We start from the raw sequence: 21,674 nt of genomic DNA, 5'->3' as shown, positions 1-21,674 counted from the left end.
CGCGGCACTGGTCACCGTGCCCATGCCCCCTGGGTGGCCATGGCCCCCCATAGCTCTGCGCCGGGGGACACAGAAACGTCACAGCTTCGCCGCCAGACCCGACTCAGGCCCACATCCGGAGGCCACTTTCCAGCCAAGTGCCCTAGTGACAGACGGCTTTACGGGCACGCCCGTGAAGCAGCAGATAGAACCGCTGCACCGACTCCTCCGACCCGGCCTCGAACCGGTTGACGACCTTCCCCAGCGGATTCCAGACCCGCCCGTCGGGCATCCGCACCCCGACCGGCTGCCGGAACAGCTCCTGCTGCTCGGCCCCGAAATCCACCCAACGGCCCCCGGCTCTCCGGACGACGACCTCCCCGGTGTACGCCCCGAGCCCCTGCAGCACCGCGTCGATCTCCTCACGCCCGGGCCCGTTGCGCCGCAGGCCGTCGACGACGAGGTCGACGAGCCGGAGGCTGGCCACCGAGTAGTCGAGGGGCAGCCGGTTCCGCTCCGTCAGGTACGCGACGAATTCGGCGACGTACGCACGCATGCCGGACGCACCGGCCACAGGGAGCTCCAACTCCCGCACGCGCTCAGCCATGTTCCCCACGCCCTTTCGGCGCAGCCGATCCACGCCTTCACTGATCAAGCGCCGGGGGCTTCAGGAACATCACACGGATGGGCATGTGGCAGTTCTCACGCCCTGGATCCAGCTAAATCTTCCACTGCAGTACAACCTTTGAGGCAACTCAGGCGTCTGCACAGCTCGTCCACTGCCACCTGGCCTCGCCCTCATGCAGTTGTTCGGTGGGCGCGAGCCCTGCGGCAGCGGCAACGGCGGCGGACACCCGGTGATCCGGGTGAACATGAGCGATGACGGTCTCCACCGCCTGCTCCCGAAGCCACGCGACGAGCCCCGAGGCGGCTTCGGACGCGATACCTCTCCCCTGCCAGGGGGTCCCCACCACCCAGGCGATCTCGGCGACGGTTCCATCGCCGGAGGGCGTCACGGTGGCCTGAACGGTCCCCACAAGAACCGCTTCGCCACGGAGGCGGACGACCCAGTTGCACCAGGAAACGGCGGGATCGGGCGAGCCCGCGACCATACCGGCGTAGCGCGCCCGCAACGCGTCGGGTTCTGCGGGAGCACCGCCGATGAAGGTGTGCAGGACGGGATCGGCCAGTACGACGGCCATCTCCTCGGCGTGCGCGACGCTCAGCGGCAGGAGATCCAGCCGGGGGGTGGCGATGGCCTCGGGCCTGATGCTGTTCATGGCGCCACTGTTACTCATGACGCCGCAAACCAGTCACCCGCACGTGAACGGCGAATCGATTACTCCCGCTGCATACGGACGGAACACGCTCGCGTTACGCGATGCGACAGGCCATGACTGCTATCCAAGTGATCGCCGACAAGGTGACCACGGAGGATGGCGGAGAGATGACAGGGACTGGGACCGTGCGAGAGGCGACGGTACCGCTGACATGGTGACGACGCTCGTCGTGGTCGGGCTGGCGCTGGTACTGGGCATGGCAGCGAACCGGCTGCTGCGCCACAGGCTGCTGGGCGAGGACGCCGAAGCGCTCACCGTCCGGGATTTCCTGGAGCCGCTGCTGACGCTGGCCGTGCTGGTGCTGGCCTTCGTGATGGTGCTGGCCGCCGAGTCCTACGGCAACGCCGAGGACGCCGCACGCGCTGAGGCAGGTGTGGTGGACCACCTCTTCGAGGTGTCCGACTTCGCGCCCGATGCCCAACGCGAACGCCTGCAGGCCGACGCAGTCTGCTACGCGCGAGCCGTGCACAGCCGGGAGTGGCCGGCGATGATGAACGGCAACGGATCCTCCGCACCGAGCACGTGGAGCACCGACTTCCGCATGCAGCTCAAGCAGATGGACACGCAAGACTCCGTCTTCGAAATCCTGGTGACCGCAGACCGCGACCGCTCCGAGGCACGGCAGACCCGCATCGCAGAGTCCACTCCGGCCATTGCACCGCTGTTCTACTGGTTCATGCTCGTCACCCTCGCGGTGACCGTGATCGTGCTCGCCTTCTGCCTTCCACGCAGGAAATGCGGCACGGAGATCACCCTGCTGATCGTGCTCACCACGCTGCTGACCGCGTCGCTGCTCATCATCCACGACGTCGACCGCCCCTTCGACGGCCTGATCGACGTCCCACCCACGGCAATTGCCGAGACCGAGCGCGATGTAGCCGACGACTTCGCCGGGGCCTACGGCGAGAGCAGACTCCCCTGCGACACCGAAGGCCAAAAGCTGCCGACGGCGTGACAACCGCTGGGCAGCGGGCCACCCGCCCCGACCCGGCGGCCGCTCACGGAACTTCGATCCGCCTGACCGCGAGATACGGGTTTCTGGCGGCGATATCGCTCGCCCTTGCCATCGTCATTCAGGGGATACATCTCGGACAACGGCTTCTTGCCAGTGAATACGCTCCAAATCCGGCAACTTCTGACCGGTCGGCCGCCCTTCGGCTCGAACTCGATGCGCATTCCGGGTCCTTCGTCCGGGAACGAACCTATGGTCCAGGTGCCCTTCCCGGACACGCGCGCCGCCTCGCGGAGGATCACGGTCAGGTGGCCTCCGGAGGTCCGATCGCACAGGGCATGGCGTCCTTGGCCGCTGCTGTTGGATGGGCAGATGTGGCGCAACACGCCGTGCGCGTAAAGGAGTTGGTCCTGCCGACTGGTCTTCCTAGGCTGATGAAGCGCACTGGACCGGTGCGTATGGTTCACGAAGGGGGAACAGCTCGAATGAACCGCATAAAGATAGCCGCGGTCGCGCTCGCGGCCACAGCCACTCTGGGAGCCATCGGGAGCAGCACGGCTTCAGCCTCGACCAACGGAGGGGTACAGGCTCAGGCAGACCCGGCGTACAAGATCCTCAAGCATCTGGAATACCGGGGCCCGGGGCGGGTATCGCTGCGGCTGGGTTACTACAACGCAGCGTCCGACAAGGGCTTTGGCTGGACGAAGGTCAAGAAGAAGCACAACATCACGAAGTACTCGGCCGTCGAGTACATCGCGAAGTCGCCGACGCGCAACCACATCGGTGGCCAGTCCTACCGGCACACGGGTTACGCGGGTAAGTATGAGTGCCGCAACGGTGTGTGCAGGCTTGTCAAACAGTACAAGGTTCTCCTGACGGCCAACGAGAAGAAGCTCCGCGACAACCACGACAAGGGCGTAATCACCCAGTACTGCGTAGGCATCACCAGGTGCCCGAACTGGGTGACCAAGGCACTGGCCAAGTCCAACAGGCGCTCCGTAGCGACTGAGGGCAACAACAAGTTTGTTGGTTCGTACGAGCCTTTCGCGCGAACGGTGCAGTCCACGGACGTGAAGGCCGGCGTCAATGAGAAGGCTGCCGCAAGGTAGGAACCTCATCAGTCGGCTGGCAGGCCGTTTCCTGTGCTCCGACATGCAGTTGCATCGATACGCAGAGCCAAGCGCTGTGTGCTGCGATGGCATTTGGTGCTGCTCAGTTCATAGCGCCGCCCCCGATGGCAATCAGGCATCGGGGGCGGCGCGCTCTCCCGTTCTTGGAAGGAGACTCGTGGTCAGTCCCGACAGTGAATTCCTCACCCGCGCGTCCGAGGCCGCCTTCGAGCTCGGCGCAGATGGCTTCCGCCTGTCCGCAGTGACGATCAGGTCTCGGCATATTGCTTTCACCGACACCGGGATCACACCCGATCCGCCGCTCTACGCGGAAGGCGAGCCGCCCCCCGTACCGGGACGCGAAGGCCGGCGCGAATACGACTGGCAGCCCGCCACCGACGCACCGGCGTGGATGAACATGGCGTGGCTGCTGGAAGATCTAGCCACCTGGATCGTGGCGTTGGCGGAGGAACACGTCACCCTGGTCGGTGTTGAGTCACCGCACCCTCACTGGTGCGATGTGCTGGTGCGCGACGGCGACACGGCCTATCGGGTACGCATTGCGCTGGCCGGCCGGAAGGACCCGCTGGACTTCCCCGGCATGTACCTGCGCGACCTGTTCACCGAAGGACGCCACTGTGACCACCTCGCCACTGAGCCAGAGAAGGGCACGCCACTCGTGGACCTACGCACAGTGCTCTGAAGCGGCCCGCGGCGAGGAGATCCTTCCCCTGACGCTCGACCTCGGGCAGCTCTAAGGCTTCGCGTCGAACAAGGTCAAGGCCGCGCGGACAGCGCGGTCAAAGGGAGCCGTACTGCCTGCCGCGCGACTGAGTACCTGAGCGCCTTCGAGCAGGGTGATCAGCAAGGCCGCCTTGTCAGCTGCGTCTTCGGCCGAGAGGCCGGCGCCGCTGAGAGCGGCAGCCAGTTGCCCGGACCAGGAAGCGAACGCAGTGGCGGCGACGTGGCACAGCTCGTCGCCGTCCTCGCCAACCGGCAGGGTCACCGCAGCGATGGCGCATCCGCTGCCGCGGCTTGACGCCTCGACGACCGGGCGGGCGAAGTCAACGAATGCCTCCGCGACTGCTCGAGGCGTGGTCGCTGAGAGGTCTGCCAACCGGGCAAGTACATCACGGCCGTGCTGGGCCGCCGCCTCAGCCGCCAGCTGGCTCTTGCCCCCGGGGAAGTGGTGGTAAATGGCTCCGCGGGCCGCGCCACTGCGGGCAAGCACGTCGGTGAACGACATTCCCTCCAGGCCACGCTGCTGCAACGCCACGACGGCGGCGTCGATCATCCGCGCTCGCGTCTCCTTCGCCATGTGCCATTGCCCTTCCCGCTTGACTAGGACGGTCATCCTACTGCACACTCTAGGAACTAGTACGCACGTACTAGCTATTCTTTGGACAGGAGACACCACCTCCATGCCGATCACCGTCACAGCCCCGCGCGGAACACTCACCCACACCGGCGAACGCGAGATCGTCCCCCGGCTCACCGCCGCACTCATAGAAGTGAGCGGCCTGACCGGCAACCGCTTCTTCACCGCGATCGTCGGAGGGACGGTGCACCTCCTGGCGCCCGAAGACATCTACACCGGAGGCGTCAACCGTCCGGCGGTCATCATCGAGCTGAAGCTGCCGAACATCGGCCTGGCCGACCCGAAGGCCCGCGCCGCCTTCATCGCGGCGGCCACGGGCATCACCGAATCCCTGACGATCGACGGCCACAGCAGGGAAGACATCTGGGTCAACATCCTCAACGCCCCCGACGGCGGCTGGGGAATCGGCGGGCGCGCCTACACCGGCGACCAGCTCGTAGCTGCGATCAGCGAAGGCTAGGGGATCACGCCGGTTTCCCTTACGGGGGAACCGGTGGTGAGCGGCCCGGGGCTACGACGCGCCCCGGGCCTACGTCGGTACGTAGCCGAGCGCGTCGTTGATGCGCCTCATGTACGGGTTGGTGTCCGCAGCGTCGGTCAGCGGGCCGAAGCCGGGGCGTAGCGCTCACGGTCCTCGCGGATCGAAGCAGCCTTCAACCGGCGGCCCGGACCGCGCAACTATCGAGGTTGAACGGCAAGCTCAGGCAGGGAAGGTGAGGGTGGCGCCGCCGCCCTCATTGACCGCCTCCACGGCCGCCTGATGCACGGCCCTGCCGGTGTCCTCGTTGGCCGCGGGTACGGGACTGCCCAGCATGGCATACCACTCTGTCGCGCCGGTGTGCTGCACGGTCACCCGGGCCAGGCCGTCGATCCAGGAAGTGTGTACCGTCAGGTCACCCGTAATCGGGCCTCCCTCGGTGGTCATCACACCGCCTGAGCCGGCGATGATTCCCTGGGTGGTCCACGTCGCCCAGGTGTCCACGGCGCCTCCGTGACAGTGCCTCGTATCGAGCAAATTCCGGTAGATTCGCCCATCCTCCCCGGCTCCCTGCCCGAACACTCGCAGGCGCGCCCGGGCTTCGGCGGCTGAGGTGTGTCTCCCGCCGGGCAGGTACCCGTACGACACAGACAGGAGCGAATCCACACCCGCTACACGTCTGCAGCCCGGTTGGCCGCACAGTCGCGCGGCCACGCGATGAACTCGTCCGCCACCGGATATCCGAGCCCTACTCGCTCAAGCAGCGGTTCCAGCTCCGTCGGTGACGTCCCATCCACTTTCAGGAGCACCTCAGCCCACACCGGCAGCCGCCTCCGGACGATCCACTGTGAGGGCGCTTGGACCTCCGCAAGGAGTTGCTCCCGGTCCAGCAGCCGGCGCATTTCCGTCAGCCGATGCTGATGCGCGGATGCGCGGCGGGGTTGATCCAGGTCATGATCCGGTCCATGGTGACGCGTGGCACCGATACGCAACCCGCGGTCGCCCCTTGCCCGTTGACGTGCAGGAAGATCCCGGCTCCGCGGCCCGGCGTGGCCGGCCAGCGGTTGAAGTTGATGACCAAGGCCTTGGCGTACTGCGTCGGGTAGTTGATGAGATGTTCACTGCCCCGCTCGCCGGACTCGGTGAGCGGGAAGTCGGCCCCCTCCTCGGTGTGCATCGAGTTGTAGAACTTCGACTCGGGGTCCTGCACCCACCAGTGGGTGGAGTTGACCTGCGTGTACGGCATGCTCGTGCCGCCGGCCTCTACGCCGAAGCCCTCGGTGATGGTGTAGGTGCCGGACGGCGTGGTGTAGGTGCTCTGCCTGCGGGTGGCGCCATCGACAACGCCCTTCGATCCGACCCTGCCGTCCGCGGAGATGGCCGCTTTCCACCCGGACGCCCCCTTTGCCCAGGCCGTCACCGTGGCGTACGAGCCGTTGGCCTTCACGGTGATGACCTGGGTGGCGTTGCCCACGACGACCGGCACGGGGAAGGACGGAGCCGCGGCGGGTGACGGGGCCGCCTGCGCCTTTCCCGCACCGCCGTCCGCCGTGGTACGGGAGCCACTGGGGGACGGTGACACACCGCCGGACGGCGTCGCGGAGGCGGAGGGAGATGCGGACGAAGAGGCGGAGGCGGAGGGAGATGCGGAGGAGGAGCCGCTCGGAGAGGCAGACGAGGCGGGCGCGTCCGGCGCCACGCTCTGGGAAGTGGGCGCGGCATCTGCAGCCGGGGCAGCCTGATCCTGCTCCCCGCATGCCGACACCAAGAATATCGCGCCGGTGACGGCCAGTGCAGCGGAGAACCTATTGGGCGAGGGCAGCACGATGTAATCCTTCGGGTTGCTGTTGGTTGCACCGCCGAGAGCAGCGCGGGAAATCGGGCCGGTTATACATGAGGCCGATACCTGGATGCGAGCCTGCGGACCATTCGCACCAAACCCTCTGGAATCGTCGGCGAAGGGCCCGAATTTTCGGGCACTTGACTGCGGATCAATCTCAAGATGCGCATGGTCCAGCATCCGCGGATACCGCGATACGTTCCGAGAATTCGGTGAGCACTCGAAGAGCTCCGGGCCGGGCAGCCGGAAGGCTTCGCCGGTAGGCATTGGAGAAAGACACGGCCGTCGGCAGAAATCTCGGGCACCCGGAAACTCAGATTGCACGCACGCGTACTGGAGCGATCCGTCGAATCAGCGACGATACGGAGGCGTACGAGCGCGGTCGGAACAGCCCGCCGGATTCATCCCTGGGCCGTCTCACTCAGAAATCTTCAGAGGAGCCTAAGAAGCCGCGACCTCTGGATTAACGGCGTCGAAGATCACGACCCCGGCGTCGGGATCGAGATGGAACGCGGCCGTGTACCCGCCACCGGTGACGACGGAGGTGAACTCCTCGCTCGCCTTCCACGCGACGCCCTTGAGCACCAGGGGAGCGATGCTCTCAAGTGCGCCCAGCGGCTGCGCGGACGGCACCCAGTCGTACTCCCTCTGGAGAAGCAGAAGATCCTCCTTGGCCAGATGCGCTACGCCGGATACCCGGAAGTCGGAGGGGCCAGGCACATCGGAGGTTGGGGAGCCGAGCGGAGCGGTGGCCCATTCGACGCCGGTGATGTTCCCGAGCTGCGGGAATCGCTCCAGCACCGGCGCCTTGTCCCGCTGGATCGCGCCCTCTGCCTGCCCCTTCTCGGCCGAGTGCGTCGACGGACTCGCTGCATTCCGGCTGCTCGCGGAATTGGCCATGCCGCTGCCGCACCCACTGATCAGGGTCAGCGAGACAAGGAGCGCAGCCGCCGTCCGGCGGAGGTCATCGGGGCCCATTGGTCACCACCGTGCTGTTTCCCACGTCTCCCCTCACCTGCCCGGCCTGGCCTCCCCGTATCAGCACCTGCAGGGCGGCGGCGGATGCGCCGAGTATCACATCCGGGTCCTCACCTTCCCTGATGCTCACGCCCTTCCGCACCCGGGCTAATTCAACACAGTTGGTGCCCTGCGCGCAGTAAGAAGACTTCTGCCAGTCGCTGCCCATCGCTCCACCCTTCGTCACAGTTTCCCAGCCACCGATCGGATCAATTCCCGGGACGCTTCGACACCGAGCGCCGCTTCCCTCATCTGATCGAGGAGGCTCCGGTAGTTCTCCAACTGACCCTCGTTATGCAGAAACTCCGGCCCGTGCGAGGCGTCCAGCTGAACCGTGTCGAGTTGGGGCACCGCGCCCTCGGCAGGGATGATCGTCTGCCCCGGGCCCACGAACCCGCCCACCTCGAATGGGATCACGTAGACTTCCATGTCCTCCCGCTCCGTCGCAGAGCCGCTGCGCTGCGTAGCGCCCGGTCAGGCGGTCGTCCTCTGCGACAGCACGCAAGCGGTCGGCTCGGCAACGTCCCACGATAAGCCGGGCGGCTGTGGCTGCTGGCTGATAGCCCCGTGAGTCAGGCGCGAGGAGACCCGAGCTCCCCGGCCTTCACTCCTAGCACGAGCGCCTTCAGGGCGGTCCTGTTCGTCGAAACGATGTCGGCCGGGGTCTCGCTCTCCCGTATCGCGACGCCGTCGCTTCCAGACGGGGCCACCTCGACACAGTTGTTGCCGCCACCTGCGCAGAAAGATGAGCGCTGCCAGTCATGTTCGGGCATCTCTTTGGCCTCTCACAGCTCGCGGGCGATGGACCGGATGAGCTTCTGTGACTCATCGGGAGGAAGCGCGGAGCGCTCCATCAGGTCCAGAAGGGAACGATAGTTCGCCAACGGCGTCGGAGCATCCACGAATTGGCCGCCGAACGATGTGTCCAGCTGAACCGTGTCCAACTGCGGCACAGCGCCTTCGGCATACAGGATCGACTGACCCGCGCCGTGGAAGGGCCCCGCGCTGAACGGGATGACCAGTAGCGTTACGTGATCCTGCTTGGATGCGTCCGCCAGGTAACCCAACTGCCTGCGGGCCACATCCCTGCCGCCGAACTCCAGACGCAGAGCGGCCTCATGAATGATCCCGACGTAGGGAGTCGGATTCTCTCCCGTGATGATGGCCTGGCGGCCCATGCGGTGGGCTACTCGCAGTTCCACCTCCAGCCGTGGCAACTGCGGAACCGCGAAGTCGAAGATCGCCCGTGCATGCTCTTCGATCTGGAAGAGGCCCGGCAAGTGCACAGTCTGTGCCGTCCGGATGCGCGTGGCATGGTGCTCGATCTCGGAGACGTCGAGATACCCGTCGGGGAGCTTGCCCCGGAATTCGTCCCACCAGTGCCGTGTTCGTCGGCTGCCCGCCATCGCCGCGAGCGCGTCGACCAACGCTGCGTCTGGACATCTGTAGTGGCAGGCGATTTGCCGCACTCGATCCTCGCTGAGCCCGGTGCGGCCTGCCTCGATGTTGGAGATCATTGTGCGGTCTGCGCCGAGTATCGCGGCCGCCTCCTGGATCGAGATGCCGGCCTGCTCGCGCATGCGGCGTACCTCGACTGCCAAGCGGCGCTGACGGCCTGTGGGTGCATTCCGTGGAGCCATGGGTCCTCTCTCGTGCGCGCGCACAGTCTCGCAGGGGCTCCGTTGCGCGGTCCAGTGAGTCAACTAACTACTCACTCATTCGTGAAAATGAACTCACATATGAGCTTTCATGGCCTAGCTTGTGAGCCACGCCACTCGCTCAGCTGTCGCCAGCGGAAGCGCCGTTCCTCCTGCCCACTCGGGAGGCAGGAGGCAGGCATTGCCACCGTCCGACCGCAACAGCCTGCGGCGCAAGTCCACTTGTCACCACTCGCACGCACCCCCAGGAGTGCCCTCGTGAGGACAGAGCCCGCCCCCTACGTCCACCCCGCGCCAATCCCGTTCGCGGACCCCTGGCAATACGAACTCACCATCCCGTGCGACCCGCGCAGCCCCGGCATCGCCCGCACCACTCTCCGCACCATCCTCGCCGCGCATAACTTGGCCGAACTCAGCTACCGCACCGAACTGTTGGCGACTGAGCTGGCCACCAACTCTGTACGGCACACCAAAGGACCGGCCGCCGTACGGCTTCAATGGCTGCACCCCGTGCTCCGGGTCAGCGTCTGGGACATGAGCCCCGACATGCCCAAACCGTACGCACCACCAGCCGACGCCGAGGCAGGGCGCGGACTCGCCATCCTTGAACTCGTCGCCGACCGCTGGGGCGGGTGCGCCATAGGCGAGGCACCGTACGGACCCGGCGGCAAGACCATCTGGTTCGAGCTCACCCTCAGCTCAGGACCACCCCCACCCGCCCTCGCCAACTGACCGAGGCCTGTACAGCCCCGGGATGGGCGACCGAACGACGACAGCTGGACGGACCTGGCGTCAGCGTCGGCCCCCCGGGACCTTGCGGCTGGTCGGCGGCGTTCCTCAAGAAAAAAGTGGACCCTGCTCCGGTCGTGACACCGACTGGAACAGGGCTCCGCTCACTCAACTGCTGCATTGATATCGCTTGACCATGGCCGCTCTGTGACGCAGGAACAGCCCCTTGGCACCCAGCTCGGCGCCGCCCCCATTGTTCTCGTGCGGTCTCCGGGAACCACCCCTAAAGGATCTCCCGTGTCAAGCATGCTCTTGCCAGATTTTGAATCTTGGTGGCGCCCATACCGAAAAAGGTATCCGTCCGGCATCAGGGACGTCTAGGACCTCAAACTGATCTCCGAAAAGCGGCGTACAAGATCGGTAAATCCCCAGTCGGCCGGCGAATCGAAACGGGCCGGTCTCCCCAACGAGCGCGCGTGCGACGTCCGCCGCTCCCTCTACCTGGTTCCTGTTCGGCATGGTCACCTCTCTGCGGCGATGGTAATCCCGGTGATGCGCCCGCCTGCCGCAATTCCCCTGCCGGGGGGCTCGGGAATACCGCCGGCATGCGACCATCGCCCCTCCCGGCCTGTAGCGCCACGCTTCATGCGTCACTGATGGCGCGCCCCACAACCTTGATCGACGACTCATGTACGCCCACACGTTGGGCGTCCACATGCCAGCCAGCCCCTTCCAGAACCCCTTGGAGGGCTTCCTTCATCGTGTCGAGGACTGCCCCGCCGAAGGGGATTGCCGGATGGTCCAACTCGCCACGCGTAACGCAGCCCTTGAATACATCCATCAGCTCGGAACTAATCCGCCATTCGACAAATACACCCTCCGAATCACCAATCCGAAAAGGGTCGACGTAGACGTTTGCCCCAGAATGGCCATCGGAGTCGACCACCGGGAGACCAGCCAGCCACAAATCCTGCCGAACCGATGCCGCGAGAGCCTCATATTCGTCAGCTACGCTCTGCGCCACTCTCTCAATCATCACGCCATCCCTTCCATTGAAAAGCACAGAGAAAGCGGTGGAGGGGGAAGCTCATGCCGCTTCCCCCTCCACCTCCAGTCGGGCGGTCCTGCTAGAAGCCCTTTGCCAACCGAATCATGTCAGCCAGCATTTCCTTCGACGCTGAGTTCATCAGCTTACCGCCCCTGGTCTTGTTGGTGAAGTACGGGACGGAATACGTGACGTTCGCCCCCGCAGCCCGGGGATCATTTCGCAACAGCGGGCCACAAATATCGGGGCACGGCTGACGCTCACTGTAGAGCTCGAGGATCTTGTCGTTGGCCTTCAGCTGGTCGAGAATCGACTCCTCGGAATGTCCCTTCGGTCCACTGACCGCCGAGACCGGCCTAACCGTTCCGTCAGCACCTTGCACCCTGGCCACAGCGACATTGTGGTCCGCGCCCCAGAGTCCGGCGTTCTGACGAATTTCAAATGCCTCGTTGCTCAGCTCGTCACTGTTGTAATCGACCTGCCGTTCACAGTAGTTGTGAACGAGGACCTGACTCGCACCGGCCTGCACAAAGAACGTGTGGAGCCCGTCGACGGTGAGGTTGTAGACACGCTCGTCGCGGTGCGAATCGTCGACCACGGTGACCTGAACCCAGGTGCCGGCTGCGGTCTGCAGCCACATTCCGGGTTCGAGATGGTCTGCCTCGACCCACTTCCCAAAGTCGGGAAGCCAGAAAAGGTGCGCATCAGTCGACGTGATCTTGCTCGGCTTGGCCTTGCCGTCCTTGCCGTCGGGGTCGACGGTCAGGGTGACCAGGTCCTTCACACCGGCATGGTTACGGGTGTTGGTGACCTCGCGGGCCTGCAGCTCGCCCGTCTCCGGGTCCGAGGCCAAGACGTACTCGCCGGTCTTCAGATCCTCGATGTTCTTCGTGGATCCGTCGGCCATGACGACCTGAGTGCCTGCGACGAAGCTGTTCTTCTTCTTGCAGGTTGTCTTGGACTTGGTCTCCTTGGGCCCGCGGTGCTTGCCCTTGCCCTTGCTGACGGCCTGCTTCGCCTTTTTGGCACCGGCCTTGGCCTTGCCCGCGGCCTTCTTGCCGCCCTTCTTTGCGCCGGCCTTGATGGCGTCGGCCGCCGCCGCGCCCTTCTTGGCCCACTTCGCGGCCGTGGCCACGTTGCCGGCGCCCGGGACTGCTGCGGCCATCGAGAGCATGCCGTCGGCGTAGTTGCCCTCGGCCATGTACCAGACGCCGTTGGCGACGTCCGCCACCTCGCCGAGGACCGGGACCATGCCCGCCACGTCCAGGGCCGCGTGACCCACGTCCGACAGCGAGATGTCTATGCCGAACAGGTGGCCGTCGAGCTCCACGAAGGAGATCGGGTTGCCGCCCGCGAACGCGTAGCGGTTGCCGGTGTACGGGTCAGTGGCCAGGGACATGTCGTCCAGGGCGCCGCCGTACATGTCACGCGTCAGGAAGCGGTTCAGGCCCGGGTCGTAGTTCCGGAAGCCCATGTCATAGGTGCCGGAACCGTCGTCGTGACGCGCCGCGTTGTAGCGGTAGTCGTTGTACTGCTCCTTGTCCGGATTGGCAGCGTCCGGCTTGTCCGCGCCGGTGAACTGCTTCTCGTCGTCGGAGCCGTACGCCGTGTACCCGTACGTGGCACGCGTGTTGCCGTCGTCCTTCGTGATCGCCTCGACATCACCCTTGGGGTGGTAGAGGAACTGCGAGTACTCCTTCGTGGCGTCGGTGTTGTGCTTGATCTGGGTGAGCTTCTGGCCCCACGGCGAGTACTGGTAGGACTTGGTCGCCTTGCCGGCGACCTCCTCCAGCAGCACCTTGTCCTCCATGCCCAGGTACGTGAAGGCAGTGGTTTTGCCACCCGTGCCCGAGACCGTCTGCGACGCCGTCCGGTCGAAAGCGTCGTAGACGTAGGACGTTGTCTTCGCCGACGTCCCGGTGCCCGCCGTGCTCTTGGCGATCCGGTCGAAGCCGTCGTACGTGTTCTTCTGCTGCACCGAGCCGTTCGAGGACACCGTGTCCAGACGGCCCAGCGGGTCGTAGTTGTACGTCGAGGCAACACCGCCCGCAGACGTCTTCAGCAGACGGTTGCGGTCGTACGTCGACGTCGACGTGACCCCGGCCACCGTCTGCTCGACGATGTTGGAGTTCCCGTCGTAGGTGTACTCCTCAGTACCCGCCGCATCGCCGGTCTTGGTGACCTTCGCGATCCGGTCCTGCGGGTCGTAGTCGAACGCCGAGACCGTGCTGACGTACGCCGCCGCATTGTCGGCGTTCATCACCTTCGCCGTGTCCTTGGAACGGTTCCCGTTCAGGTCGTACTCAAGGTCATGCGAAGCGACGACCGTGCCGCCGCTCTTCTTCTCGATCTGCGACTTCACCGCACCGTTGAGCCAGTAACCGTAGTCGACGGTGTTGCCGTTCGGCTTCGTCTGCTTCAGCGGCTGGCCGCGGTCGGTGTAGGTGAAGCTGGTGATCTGCTGGTTGCCGACCGTCGGCGAATCCGCGTTCGTGATCTTGTCGACCATGTCGCGGATGTCGTACTCGGCCTTCGTCCACGTCACATCGTGCGTGGTCGAGACCGGGTTGCCATTGACGTCATAGGCCAGCGCGGTCGTGTTCTTGACCGTGGTGCCCAGCTTCTCCTCGACCTTCGCGAGCTGGTTCAGCTCGTCGTAGGTCATCGCGTACGCGTCGGCCTTGGCGCCCGGCGAGAGGTCCTTGACCTCGGCCAGCAGACCATTGACGTCGTAGCGGTAGGTGAAGTCCTTCTTCTCGTTGTCGGTCTCGCCCGTGTTGGAACGGACCAGCTTGATTCCGTCGGCCACCACCGTGCCGTCGGCCAGGTCGGAGAGAGTGACCTTCTGGGTGCCCGACTCCGTGAAGGAGTACGAGCCCAGGGAGACCCACTCACCAGACCCGGTGGACTGGTTGACCGGCTTGGTGACCTCACCGGTCGAGTGAGTGATCTTGAACGGGGCGTTCGTCGCCGCGCCGGTCACGTCACCGTGCCGGACGAGGACCTCGTACGTACCGTCCTGCGGGATGTTCAGCTGCCAGGTGAAGGACGAGAGGCCCAGGCCCTTCGGGTGCGTACGGACGTCGTAACCCCACTGGCCCATGGCCTGGGACGCGTCCCAGTTGCCCTGAGTAGCGGTGTTGTTGACGTCGGTGGAGTCGACGACCACGACCTGCTTGCCGACCGGAACGCCGTCGTCCGAGCGCGCCTTCTGGTTGCCCGACGGGTAGAAGTCCCACGTCATCGTCCGCTGCGAGGAGCCACCGGCCGAGGTCAGCGTGTTCTTGGTCTGCTGGCCCAGGACGTTGTAGTCGTACGCCGTCGTGATGTCGAAGGCGTCCTTGGCCGTCTTCGCCCAGCCGTTGTCGTAGTACGTGTACTCGGTGTCGTTACGGACCGACTGGCCCTGCGACGGCGGAGCCGAGACCCGCTCCATCTGGCCGACGGAGTCGTAGAAGAAGAAGGTCTTGTCCGGGGTGGCGTACTTGACGTCGTCCTTGTCGAACGGCGACAGCCTCTCCTTGACCCGGTTCAGCTCGTCGTAGATCGTCTCCGACGTGAAGTCCGCCGCGTCGTCCGTCGTGGCGACACCGCGCGGGCTGATCTCCTTCGTCTGGTTGCCAACCTCGTCGTACTCGAACTTGGTCGTCCGGTACGTGACCGTGCCGGCGCCGTCCTTCGAGTACGGGACCTTCACCTCCTTGGTGAGGCCACGCCGGTCGAAGACCGTCTCGCTGGTGTTGCCCTCGGCGTCCGTCGCCTTGTCGGTGCGCCCGTCGAGGTCGTAGTTGACGGAAGTGAACTTGCCCGCCGCGTCCGTCGTCCTGGTGACGCGGTGGTTCAGGTCGTAGACGTACTTCGTGGTGAAGTCCGCCGTGTCCGCCGTGGCGTTCTTCCTCGGGTCGACGACGGTGACCAGGTTGCCGACACTGTCGTACTCGCTGGAAACCTTGTCGCCCTTGGCGTTGACCACCGAGACCGGCTGGTAGATCTCGTCATAGGTGTACGACGTCGTGTAGTCGCCCACCGTCGCCGTCAGATTGCCCTTGGGCTCCGTGACGGTCTTGACGTTGCCGACCTTGTCGTACGTCGTGGTCGTGCGCCGCTCGTCGTCCGTCGCGAGGTCCTTCGGGGCGATAGACGCCGTGACCTGGTCGGCCTCGTCGTACACCGACGACGACTCCGTGCCGTTCGGCGAAAAGGCCTTCTGGATGTTGTTGTTCGCGTCGTAGACCGGAGCCGGGGTCGTGATGATGACACCGGCGGCCTGGTCCTTCGGCGACTTCTGCTCCAGCGGGCGGCCGAAGTAGTCGTATGTCTGCGTGACCTTGGCGCCCTTGGCGTTGACCACCTCGGTGGTGTTGCCGCGCTCGTCGTAGACGAAGGACGTGCTGTGGTTCAGCGCGTCCGTGATCTTCGCCGGGTAGCCCGCCGGACCGAAGTCCGCGTACGTCGTGGCGTGGCCGTTCGCATCGGTCTGCTTCAGCGGCTGACCGTAACCGTCATACGTGGTCGTCGACATGTAGTCGTCGGCCGTCGCCGAGGCGACGCCCTCCGGGTCCGTGACCGACGTTTGGTTGCCGAACTGGTCGTATCCGAACTCCCAGGCGTTGCCGAGCGGCGACGTCTTCCTGAAGAGATCGGCGGAGAAGCCATCCAGCCGGGTCTGGTACTCGAACTTCGTAGCCTTGTCCGGGTACGTCGACGGGTTGCAGTAGTCCGTCTGGTTGAACTGCGTCCACGACTTGGTGACTTCGGCGTCCCACTGGCGCAGCGGGTAGCCCGTCTTGGGGTCGTAACAGGACGCGGTCTTGGCGCCGTTGTTCTCCTCCATGTAGACGACGTTGTTGTCCGCGTCCCACGACAGCTTCGTCGTCTGCGACTTGGCATTCGTCATCTGGACGGGACGGCCGAAGTCGTCGGTCACGTGATCCGTGGCCTTCAGCTCGGCGTCGGTGACCTTGGTGTCGGTGAACTTGATGTTCGCCGCGTTCGGCTTGTACGCGAAATCGGTGGCGAACTTACGACGATCGGTGATCGTCTGGGTCCACCAGTGGTACTTCGGGTCGTCGCCTTCCTTCGGGAAGTAGTACGCCAGGTCGGTCGAGTTGCCCCGAGGGTCGGTGGCCTTGACCAGCTTGACGTTCTTGTTCCCCTGGACGGCGTCGTAGGTGAACTTGAAGACCTTGGGCTGCGAGGACGACTCACCGTCGGTGAACTGTCCGAGCAGGCCCTCCTCGGTGTAGTAGAAGGAGATCTTGCGGCCCGAGATGTCCGTCATGGACTTCACGTGGTCGTAGATCTTGTGGTTGGTCAGCGGCTTGGTGCCGGCGACCTTGGCGCCGGTGGCGTCGATGTACTCGTAGGTCGCGTCACCCTTGTTGTAGTAGTCGAGCGTCAGCGACTGGCGGCCGGACGGGTCGGTGATGTACGCAAGGAACTTGGCCGGCTTGCCGTGGGCCTTGCGCTCTTCGTAGGTGTACGTCTGCGTGTTGCCGTCGTTGTCGACGGCCGACGTCATGTAGCCGTCGCAGCCGAACAGGAACCGGGTGCCGTCGGGACGAGTCATCGTCCACGCGTCCGGGATCGGGTCCTTCGCCGGAGTGCAGTCCAGGTTCGCCTTCGGGGCGAGCTTGTAGTGCACGCCCGCCGGGGCCTTCCAGGTGCCGTCCGGCTCCTTGCGGAAGGTGTGCGTCGTGCCGTCGCCGTCCGGAAGCCTGATCTCGGTCGGGTTCGACTTCGGGTGGAAGTCGAGCGGCGCGCCGAGCCGGGTCGGCCCGGAGACCTGCGCGGACCAGCCGTGGCCGAGGAGGCTGTCGGAGGTGTCCAGCGTGTTGTACGCGAGACGGGCGAAGGTGTTGACCCCGCGGCCCGGGTTGTTGATGGCGTTGTACTGCCAGACGCTGTTGCCGGACGCGGTGTTGTTCATCAGCGACGAACCCGCGCCGGTGTTCTTGCCCGCGTACGAGTAGAACTTCTCCAGGCCCAGCTGGTTGGAGGTCGGGTCCTCCACCGCCACGTTCTGCTTCAGCGACGGGATGCCGCCGGTGCCCGCCGACAGCCAGCTGCCGTCCGCGATCTTGCGTACGTCCCAGCCCAGCACGTAGTCGTTGCGCTTGTTGCCCGAGTCGGAGTTGATCGGGGTCTTGACCTGCGCCTTGATCGTCGCGGACTGGCCGGGCGCGAGGGTCGGGATCGCTGTCGAGACCTGGTTGCCGCCGTTGGTGACGTCCGTGCCGTCGGGCAGCTTCCAGGTGTACGACATCTCCCGCTCACCGGTGGCCCAGGTAGAGGCCGTGGTGTTGGTGACCGTCATGTCCACCGTGTAGGTGGAGTTCGGGGTCATACGGGCAGGCGTCTGCGGGGCGTAGTACGTGTCCTCGGTCGTCGAGTCGACGTAGATGACCTGCATGTACGGGCGCAGCTGCGGGTCCGAGGCCTCCGAGGACAGGAACAGGGTGCGTTCCTGGGGGCCGGTGGTCGACTCGTCCTTGAGCTTGACCAGTACGCCCTTGTTGCTGGCCGGGGTCTTGACCCAGGACTGCATCAGGGAGGTGGCGCCCCACCAGTGTCGGCCGACTTCGTCGGTGATCTGCGGGACGGTGTCGGCGACTGTGGCCGAGTAGTCGCCGCCTGCCGTGGTCCACGGGGTCGTGGCGTGGGCGTTGTTCCAGGTGGCGGCGGTTTCGGTGAAGTCGCGGGTGAGGGCGTGGAGTTCGTAGACCGCGCCGTTGCTGGTGCTGGTGGTCTCCGCTCCCCACATGTACATCTTGTTCTCCAGCACCGTTGCGGTGGTGGGGATGTCGCTGGTGGGGAATTTGACGACGGCGCGGGTCTTTCCGTACGTCGAGGAGTTGTTGCCGACGCTCAGCCAGGTCTGGCCGATGTCCCAGGACTTGATCTTGTCCTGGTTGGTGGTCGGCTGGCCCGAGGACAGCGTGGTGTCGTACTGGCCCCCTGTCGGCGGAGCCTGGATGATCTTCATCGTCCGGCCGGCCTTCGGGATGCCGACCACCCGGGTCGGAGACCCGAGTACCTCACCGGTCTTGGTCTTGACCGCAAGCTGGTAGAAGTACGACTTGCCGATCTCCGCAGAGCTGGAGTCCGGGGTCGGCACCGCCGTGGTGTCCGTGTACGTCGTCGCCGTGGACGCGATCGGGGCAATCAGCGTGGCGGCGGACGGTGTGAAGACCTGCTGCGTGGAGCGGTGCAGCTGGTACTCGGCGATGTCGTTGTCCGTGCTGCCGGTGTTGTTGGTGTACTTCGTCCAGGACAGCTCCGGGCCCGTGGAGTGCACCACAGTCGGTGAGTTCAGCTCGGTGCCGACCTTGCCGTAGCTGACGGTCAGCCGCGGAATGGTCGAGGTCTCGCCGCCGTAGTCGCCGTCGCCGGCCTCGTAGCGCGGACCACCGGTGAGCGCGGTGGAGGACTCGTCGACGGCCTTGATGACGAAGCCGTGGTTGGACGCGGTGCCGGACACCCACTTCTGGACCGTGTCGGCGACCCGGAAGTTGTGCCACTGGTTGTATTCGCCCGTGTCCTTGCGGATCTGGGCGGGATTGACCAGGCGGATCGCATCCGCGACGGTCTTCTTGGTGGAGTCGCCGGTGTCACCGAGCACGACCTTGCCGGCATTGCCCTTGGCGAAGTCGAGCTGGCTGGTGCCCAGCTGCTTCCATGCCGCGGTACCGGTCTGGTTGACGGTATACGTCGAGGTGCCTTCACCGGACGTGACCGTGTACGGGGCGACCGTCGTGGCGTCGGCCAGTGCCTGCGTGCGGACCTCGACCTTGTAGTCGGCCGTGTCGGCAATCCGCGGCTGCCAGGTGTAGGACTCGCCGGTCGCGGTGTTCTTGTTGTACGCGTAGTCGTCGTTGACGGCGGCGCCGCCGGTCGTCGCGCCCTTGGGCCACTCGCCGACGGCGGCCGTGCCCACATCACCGTCGTCGAGCTGGACCGTGCTGGCGGACTGCTCGCCCACCAGCGCGCTGGTGTTGGACCAGGTCGCCGTCGCCTCGTCCCAGGCGCCCGTGGCCCGGTGGACCGCCATGTCCACGTTGTTGCCGTTGGTGGTGTGGGCCTGGTCGAAGTACAGGCTCAGCTGGGCGGCATCGACCTTCACACCCGACGGGATCTCGGTGAGCGGGAACTTGATCAGCGACCGCGAGATGCCCGTGCCGGTCTTGCCCGCCGACAGCTTCCAGGTGGAGTTGAAGTTCACCGCCGACTGATCCGACAGGACCATCACGTCCTGCGACGCCGACGGCGACGGCGCGATGGTGATCGTCGGGTCGATCACGACCGGGTACTGGCGCTCCTTGGCCGCAAGCCATTTGGCGTCCGGCGTGATCTTGAGCTTCCAGCTCTTGCCGTCATCCGAGCGGGTCAGCTTCTGGGTGACCTTGGTGGAATACGTACCACCGGTCGGCGACAGCTCGTCTTTCTTGGCGTCCGTCATATACGGCGCCGGAATCACCAGGACAGGAGTGTTCGGCGCCTCGCCGAACAGGGCGATCGAGCCGTCCTTGCGCGCCTTCGGCGTCAGCCCCTCGGTGCCCAGGGTGAACACAAAAGACACCGGCTTGGAAGGAGCCGCATCAAGGACAATGTTCTCCTTGACCTTGCCGCGGCCCACCTTGTATTCCAGGTCGGCACCCGCCACCGCGTCCTTGTAGGAAACGGTGTCGCCCTTGGAGGTGGGAGCGAGATCCTTCTTGCCTCCCTCCAGGCCCAGGCTGACCGAGCGGCCGTCCGGTGCCTCGAAGCGCATCAGCTTCTTCGGATCCGAACCAAACCAGCTCCGCCCGGAGTTGGCGGTGTTGGCGAAGTCGAAGCCCTTCGCGTCCGTCGCACGGACGGAGGTGTCGATCGACTTCCAGGACTTGCCGGCCTTGTACGAAACCGGGACGGCCGACAGCTCGGCCTCCACCCGGCCGTCCGACATCTGCCAGAAACGCGCCTGCGCGGTGCGCTGCCCGGTCAGCTCCTTGACGCGCTTGGCCTTCGGAAGCTTCTTGCCCTTCGGCAGCTTCTCCCGGCTCGGTATCTCGAGCTTCCCGCCGACGGGCGGTTTGGCCAATTCCCTTTCGGAATCATCCTCGTCCGAAAACCAACCCTTTACCGTATCGACGACTCCCTTTCCGTCGTCGTCCCCGGATGCCGGCGCGGCATAAGCCACTTGCGGTAGCGCAGTACCTGCGACCGCCGACACCACAAGGCAGGAGATGAATCTCCCCAACCTTATATTCACAATGCCCTTCCTGGGGCGGCCCAAAATGAGGGCACGCCGATTACGCCGGCCCCGAATTGCAGGACCGGCTTGCGGGGTGAACTTGCATCACCCCTGGCCAGGAGCAGGGTGATGTCTAGTCAGGTTGACGGCACCACGTCAACCCCACGAACAATTCGGATACGTCCGCTTCTTCCGCATGCTCGCGCGCGCCGGATCGCCTGGTGTATAACCGGCCGGTTCCGAATTTTCCAGCCGATTGAAAGATGGACTTCCCATGCCGCCAGCGACGACGGATATCGTCGAAAGTTCAGAGGTTTCGACTGACGAGCCAAAGGGAATGGACCGGCGCGCAATTGCCGTCGCCCTGACGCTTCTTGTCGCCTGCGGCGGACTCGTCGGTTACGGCATCCTCGACACCCCCGACGAGCCGAAGCCCCGCGCCGTCCCCACCGCCGAGGTGACCTACGAAGTCACCGGCGAGGGCACCGCCGACATCTCCTACCTCGCCCGCAACGAGGCCGGCGACGCCACCGTCGTGTCCGGGGTCCGGCTGCCGTGGAAGAAGTCCGTACAGGTCCCGATCGGCAAGGCGCCCACCGTCTACGTCACCCTGGACCAGAAGGGCGGCCAGGCCAGCTGCACACTCGCCATTCGCGGCAAGCACGTCCAGCGCGCCACCGCCATGGGCAAGTTCGGCCGGGCCACCTGCACCGGCGCGCTGCCCAAGGGCGACGGGACCATCGGCTGATGACCGTCCCAGTGGCGCTCGCCGCGTCCGCGGGCTCGCACGTCGACGAGGTGCCGACTCCCTGAGCCGTACGCGGTACCTCGGCATTCCCGGCAAGTTTCCTGCGCGCCGTCCTCGCCGAAGCGTCGTGTGTGACGTTTCCGCAGGGCGGTGCGCTGGGTATAACAGG

The 21,674-nt window shown here is 65.4% G+C and carries 19 protein-coding genes; 7 read left to right on the top strand and 12 right to left on the bottom strand.

Going from position 1 to position 21,674, the window contains the following annotated elements:
* Positions 1–142: 142 nt before the first annotated feature.
* Together PXH83_RS18825 and PXH83_RS18820 are read right to left on the bottom strand one after the other, a co-directional pair.
* Positions 143–586, bottom strand: coding sequence for a hypothetical protein (locus PXH83_RS18825; protein WP_274561542.1), 444 nt, complete (start codon positions 584–586; stop codon positions 143–145).
* 148 nt (positions 587–734) lie between these two features.
* Complete coding sequence (locus PXH83_RS18820) at positions 735–1,259, bottom strand: GNAT family N-acetyltransferase (RefSeq protein WP_274561541.1); 525 nt, start codon at positions 1,257–1,259, stop codon at positions 735–737.
* A gap of 211 nt (positions 1,260–1,470) precedes the next feature.
* On the opposite strand from PXH83_RS18820, the gene PXH83_RS18815 reads away from it, so the two are divergent.
* The 3 genes from PXH83_RS18815 (at position 1,471) to PXH83_RS18805 (ending at position 4,083) form a co-directional block, all read left to right on the top strand.
* Complete coding sequence (locus tag PXH83_RS18815) at positions 1,471–2,274, top strand: bestrophin-like domain (protein ID WP_274561540.1); 804 nt, start codon at positions 1,471–1,473, stop codon at positions 2,272–2,274.
* Between the two features lie 482 nt (positions 2,275–2,756).
* Positions 2,757–3,380, top strand: coding sequence for a hypothetical protein (locus PXH83_RS18810; RefSeq protein ID WP_274561539.1), 624 nt, complete (start codon positions 2,757–2,759; stop codon positions 3,378–3,380).
* A 178-nt stretch (positions 3,381–3,558) separates the two neighbouring features.
* Positions 3,559–4,083, top strand: a complete 525-nt coding sequence (locus PXH83_RS18805) for a hypothetical protein (RefSeq protein WP_274561538.1) — start codon at positions 3,559–3,561, stop codon at positions 4,081–4,083.
* A 51-nt stretch (positions 4,084–4,134) separates the two neighbouring features.
* Here PXH83_RS18805 and PXH83_RS18800 read toward each other — a convergent pair whose 3' ends face one another.
* Positions 4,135–4,698: a TetR/AcrR family transcriptional regulator gene (locus PXH83_RS18800; RefSeq protein ID WP_274561537.1), complete on the bottom strand. Its 564-nt coding sequence runs from the start codon at positions 4,696–4,698 to the stop codon at positions 4,135–4,137.
* Positions 4,699–4,801: 103 nt separating this feature from the next.
* Here PXH83_RS18800 and PXH83_RS18795 point away from each other — a divergent pair, with 103 nt between their 5' ends.
* Positions 4,802–5,218, top strand: coding sequence for a hypothetical protein (locus PXH83_RS18795; protein ID WP_274561536.1), 417 nt, complete (start codon positions 4,802–4,804; stop codon positions 5,216–5,218).
* A gap of 240 nt (positions 5,219–5,458) precedes the next feature.
* Here PXH83_RS18795 and PXH83_RS18790 read toward each other — a convergent pair whose 3' ends face one another.
* Both PXH83_RS18790 and PXH83_RS18785 read right to left on the bottom strand, forming a co-directional pair.
* A complete protein-coding gene (locus PXH83_RS18790) occupies positions 5,459–5,740 on the bottom strand; it encodes a hypothetical protein (protein ID WP_274561535.1) in 282 nt (93 codons plus the stop codon).
* A gap of 403 nt (positions 5,741–6,143) precedes the next feature.
* A complete protein-coding gene (locus PXH83_RS18785; protein WP_274561534.1) occupies positions 6,144–6,722 on the bottom strand; it encodes a L,D-transpeptidase family protein in 579 nt (192 codons plus the stop codon).
* Between PXH83_RS18785 and PXH83_RS18780 the strand changes: the two genes are divergently transcribed.
* The gene (locus PXH83_RS18780; RefSeq protein WP_274561533.1) at positions 6,697–6,978 is read left to right on the top strand and encodes a hypothetical protein; all 282 of its coding nucleotides are present in this window, start codon (positions 6,697–6,699) and stop codon (positions 6,976–6,978) included. The genes PXH83_RS18785 and PXH83_RS18780 overlap by 26 nt on opposite strands.
* Positions 6,979–7,517: 539 nt before the next feature.
* On the opposite strand, the gene PXH83_RS18775 is transcribed toward PXH83_RS18780, so the two are convergent.
* The 5 genes from PXH83_RS18775 to PXH83_RS18755 form a co-directional block, all read right to left on the bottom strand.
* Positions 7,518–8,054 carry a hypothetical protein gene (locus PXH83_RS18775; protein WP_274561532.1) on the bottom strand — a complete coding sequence of 179 codons (537 nt, stop codon included), beginning with the start codon at positions 8,052–8,054 and terminating at the stop codon, positions 7,518–7,520.
* Positions 8,041–8,262: a DUF397 domain-containing protein gene (locus PXH83_RS18770; RefSeq protein ID WP_274561531.1), complete on the bottom strand. Its 222-nt coding sequence runs from the start codon at positions 8,260–8,262 to the stop codon at positions 8,041–8,043. Before PXH83_RS18770 ends, PXH83_RS18775 begins: the two co-directional genes overlap by 14 nt.
* A 14-nt stretch (positions 8,263–8,276) precedes the next feature.
* The gene (locus tag PXH83_RS18765) at positions 8,277–8,522 is read right to left on the bottom strand and encodes a Scr1 family TA system antitoxin-like transcriptional regulator (protein WP_274561530.1); all 246 of its coding nucleotides are present in this window, start codon (positions 8,520–8,522) and stop codon (positions 8,277–8,279) included.
* Positions 8,523–8,665: 143 nt separating this feature from the next.
* Positions 8,666–8,866 (bottom strand): DUF397 domain-containing protein, encoded by a 201-nt coding sequence (locus tag PXH83_RS18760; RefSeq protein WP_274561529.1) that lies wholly within the window; start codon positions 8,864–8,866, stop codon positions 8,666–8,668.
* 12 nt (positions 8,867–8,878) lie between these two features.
* On the bottom strand, positions 8,879–9,733 hold the full coding sequence (locus tag PXH83_RS18755; protein ID WP_420803232.1) for a helix-turn-helix domain-containing protein: 855 nt from the start codon (positions 9,731–9,733) through the stop codon (positions 8,879–8,881).
* Positions 9,734–10,009: 276 nt separating this feature from the next.
* Between PXH83_RS18755 and PXH83_RS18750 the strand changes: the two genes are divergently transcribed.
* Positions 10,010–10,483, top strand: coding sequence for an ATP-binding protein (locus tag PXH83_RS18750; protein ID WP_274561527.1), 474 nt, complete (start codon positions 10,010–10,012; stop codon positions 10,481–10,483).
* Between the two features lie 640 nt (positions 10,484–11,123).
* Here the strand turns inward: PXH83_RS18750 and PXH83_RS18745 are convergent.
* Positions 11,124–11,516 carry a hypothetical protein gene (locus PXH83_RS18745; RefSeq protein WP_274561526.1) on the bottom strand — a complete coding sequence of 131 codons (393 nt, stop codon included), beginning with the start codon at positions 11,514–11,516 and terminating at the stop codon, positions 11,124–11,126.
* Positions 11,517–11,607: 91 nt separating this feature from the next.
* Positions 11,608–20,604 (bottom strand): golvesin C-terminal-like domain-containing protein, encoded by an 8,997-nt coding sequence (locus PXH83_RS18740; RefSeq protein ID WP_338054719.1) that lies wholly within the window; start codon positions 20,602–20,604, stop codon positions 11,608–11,610.
* A 490-nt stretch (positions 20,605–21,094) separates the two neighbouring features.
* Here PXH83_RS18740 and PXH83_RS18735 point away from each other — a divergent pair, with 490 nt between their 5' ends.
* Positions 21,095–21,505, top strand: a complete 411-nt coding sequence (locus PXH83_RS18735) for an MmpS family transport accessory protein (RefSeq protein WP_274561525.1) — start codon at positions 21,095–21,097, stop codon at positions 21,503–21,505.
* The last annotated feature ends 169 nt before the right edge of the window (positions 21,506–21,674 follow it).

This window comes from Streptomyces spiramyceticus, from assembly GCF_028807635.1.
GTDB classification, from domain to species: Bacteria; Actinomycetota; Actinomycetes; order Streptomycetales; family Streptomycetaceae; genus Streptomyces; species Streptomyces spiramyceticus.
The sequence above is the reverse complement of the archived record's forward strand: the minus strand, read 5'-3'. Positions and strand labels throughout refer to the sequence as shown.

Bases quoted from the DNA above. Each gene is read 5' to 3' on its own strand.
- PXH83_RS18745 (WP_274561526.1), bottom strand. From the start codon at position 11,516: ATGATTGAGAGAGTGGCGCAGAGCGTAGCTGACGAATATGAGGCTCTC.
- PXH83_RS18795 (WP_274561536.1), top strand. From the start codon at position 4,802: ATGCCGATCACCGTCACAGCCCCGCGCGGAACACTCACCCACACCGGC.
- PXH83_RS18820 (WP_274561541.1), bottom strand. From the start codon at position 1,259: ATGAACAGCATCAGGCCCGAGGCCATCGCCACCCCCCGGCTGGATCTC.
- PXH83_RS18760 (WP_274561529.1), bottom strand. From the start codon at position 8,866: ATGCCCGAACATGACTGGCAGCGCTCATCTTTCTGCGCAGGTGGCGGC.
- PXH83_RS18770 (WP_274561531.1), bottom strand. From the start codon at position 8,262: ATGGGCAGCGACTGGCAGAAGTCTTCTTACTGCGCGCAGGGCACCAAC.
- PXH83_RS18815 (WP_274561540.1), top strand. From the start codon at position 1,471: ATGGTGACGACGCTCGTCGTGGTCGGGCTGGCGCTGGTACTGGGCATG.
- PXH83_RS18810 (WP_274561539.1), top strand. From the start codon at position 2,757: ATGAACCGCATAAAGATAGCCGCGGTCGCGCTCGCGGCCACAGCCACT.
- PXH83_RS18800 (WP_274561537.1), bottom strand. From the start codon at position 4,698: ATGGCGAAGGAGACGCGAGCGCGGATGATCGACGCCGCCGTCGTGGCG.
- PXH83_RS18765 (WP_274561530.1), bottom strand. From the start codon at position 8,522: ATGGAAGTCTACGTGATCCCATTCGAGGTGGGCGGGTTCGTGGGCCCG.
- PXH83_RS18735 (WP_274561525.1), top strand. From the start codon at position 21,095: ATGGACCGGCGCGCAATTGCCGTCGCCCTGACGCTTCTTGTCGCCTGC.
- PXH83_RS18755 (WP_420803232.1), bottom strand. From the start codon at position 9,733: ATGGCTCCACGGAATGCACCCACAGGCCGTCAGCGCCGCTTGGCAGTC.
- PXH83_RS18825 (WP_274561542.1), bottom strand. From the start codon at position 586: ATGGCTGAGCGCGTGCGGGAGTTGGAGCTCCCTGTGGCCGGTGCGTCC.
- PXH83_RS18775 (WP_274561532.1), bottom strand. From the start codon at position 8,054: ATGGGCCCCGATGACCTCCGCCGGACGGCGGCTGCGCTCCTTGTCTCG.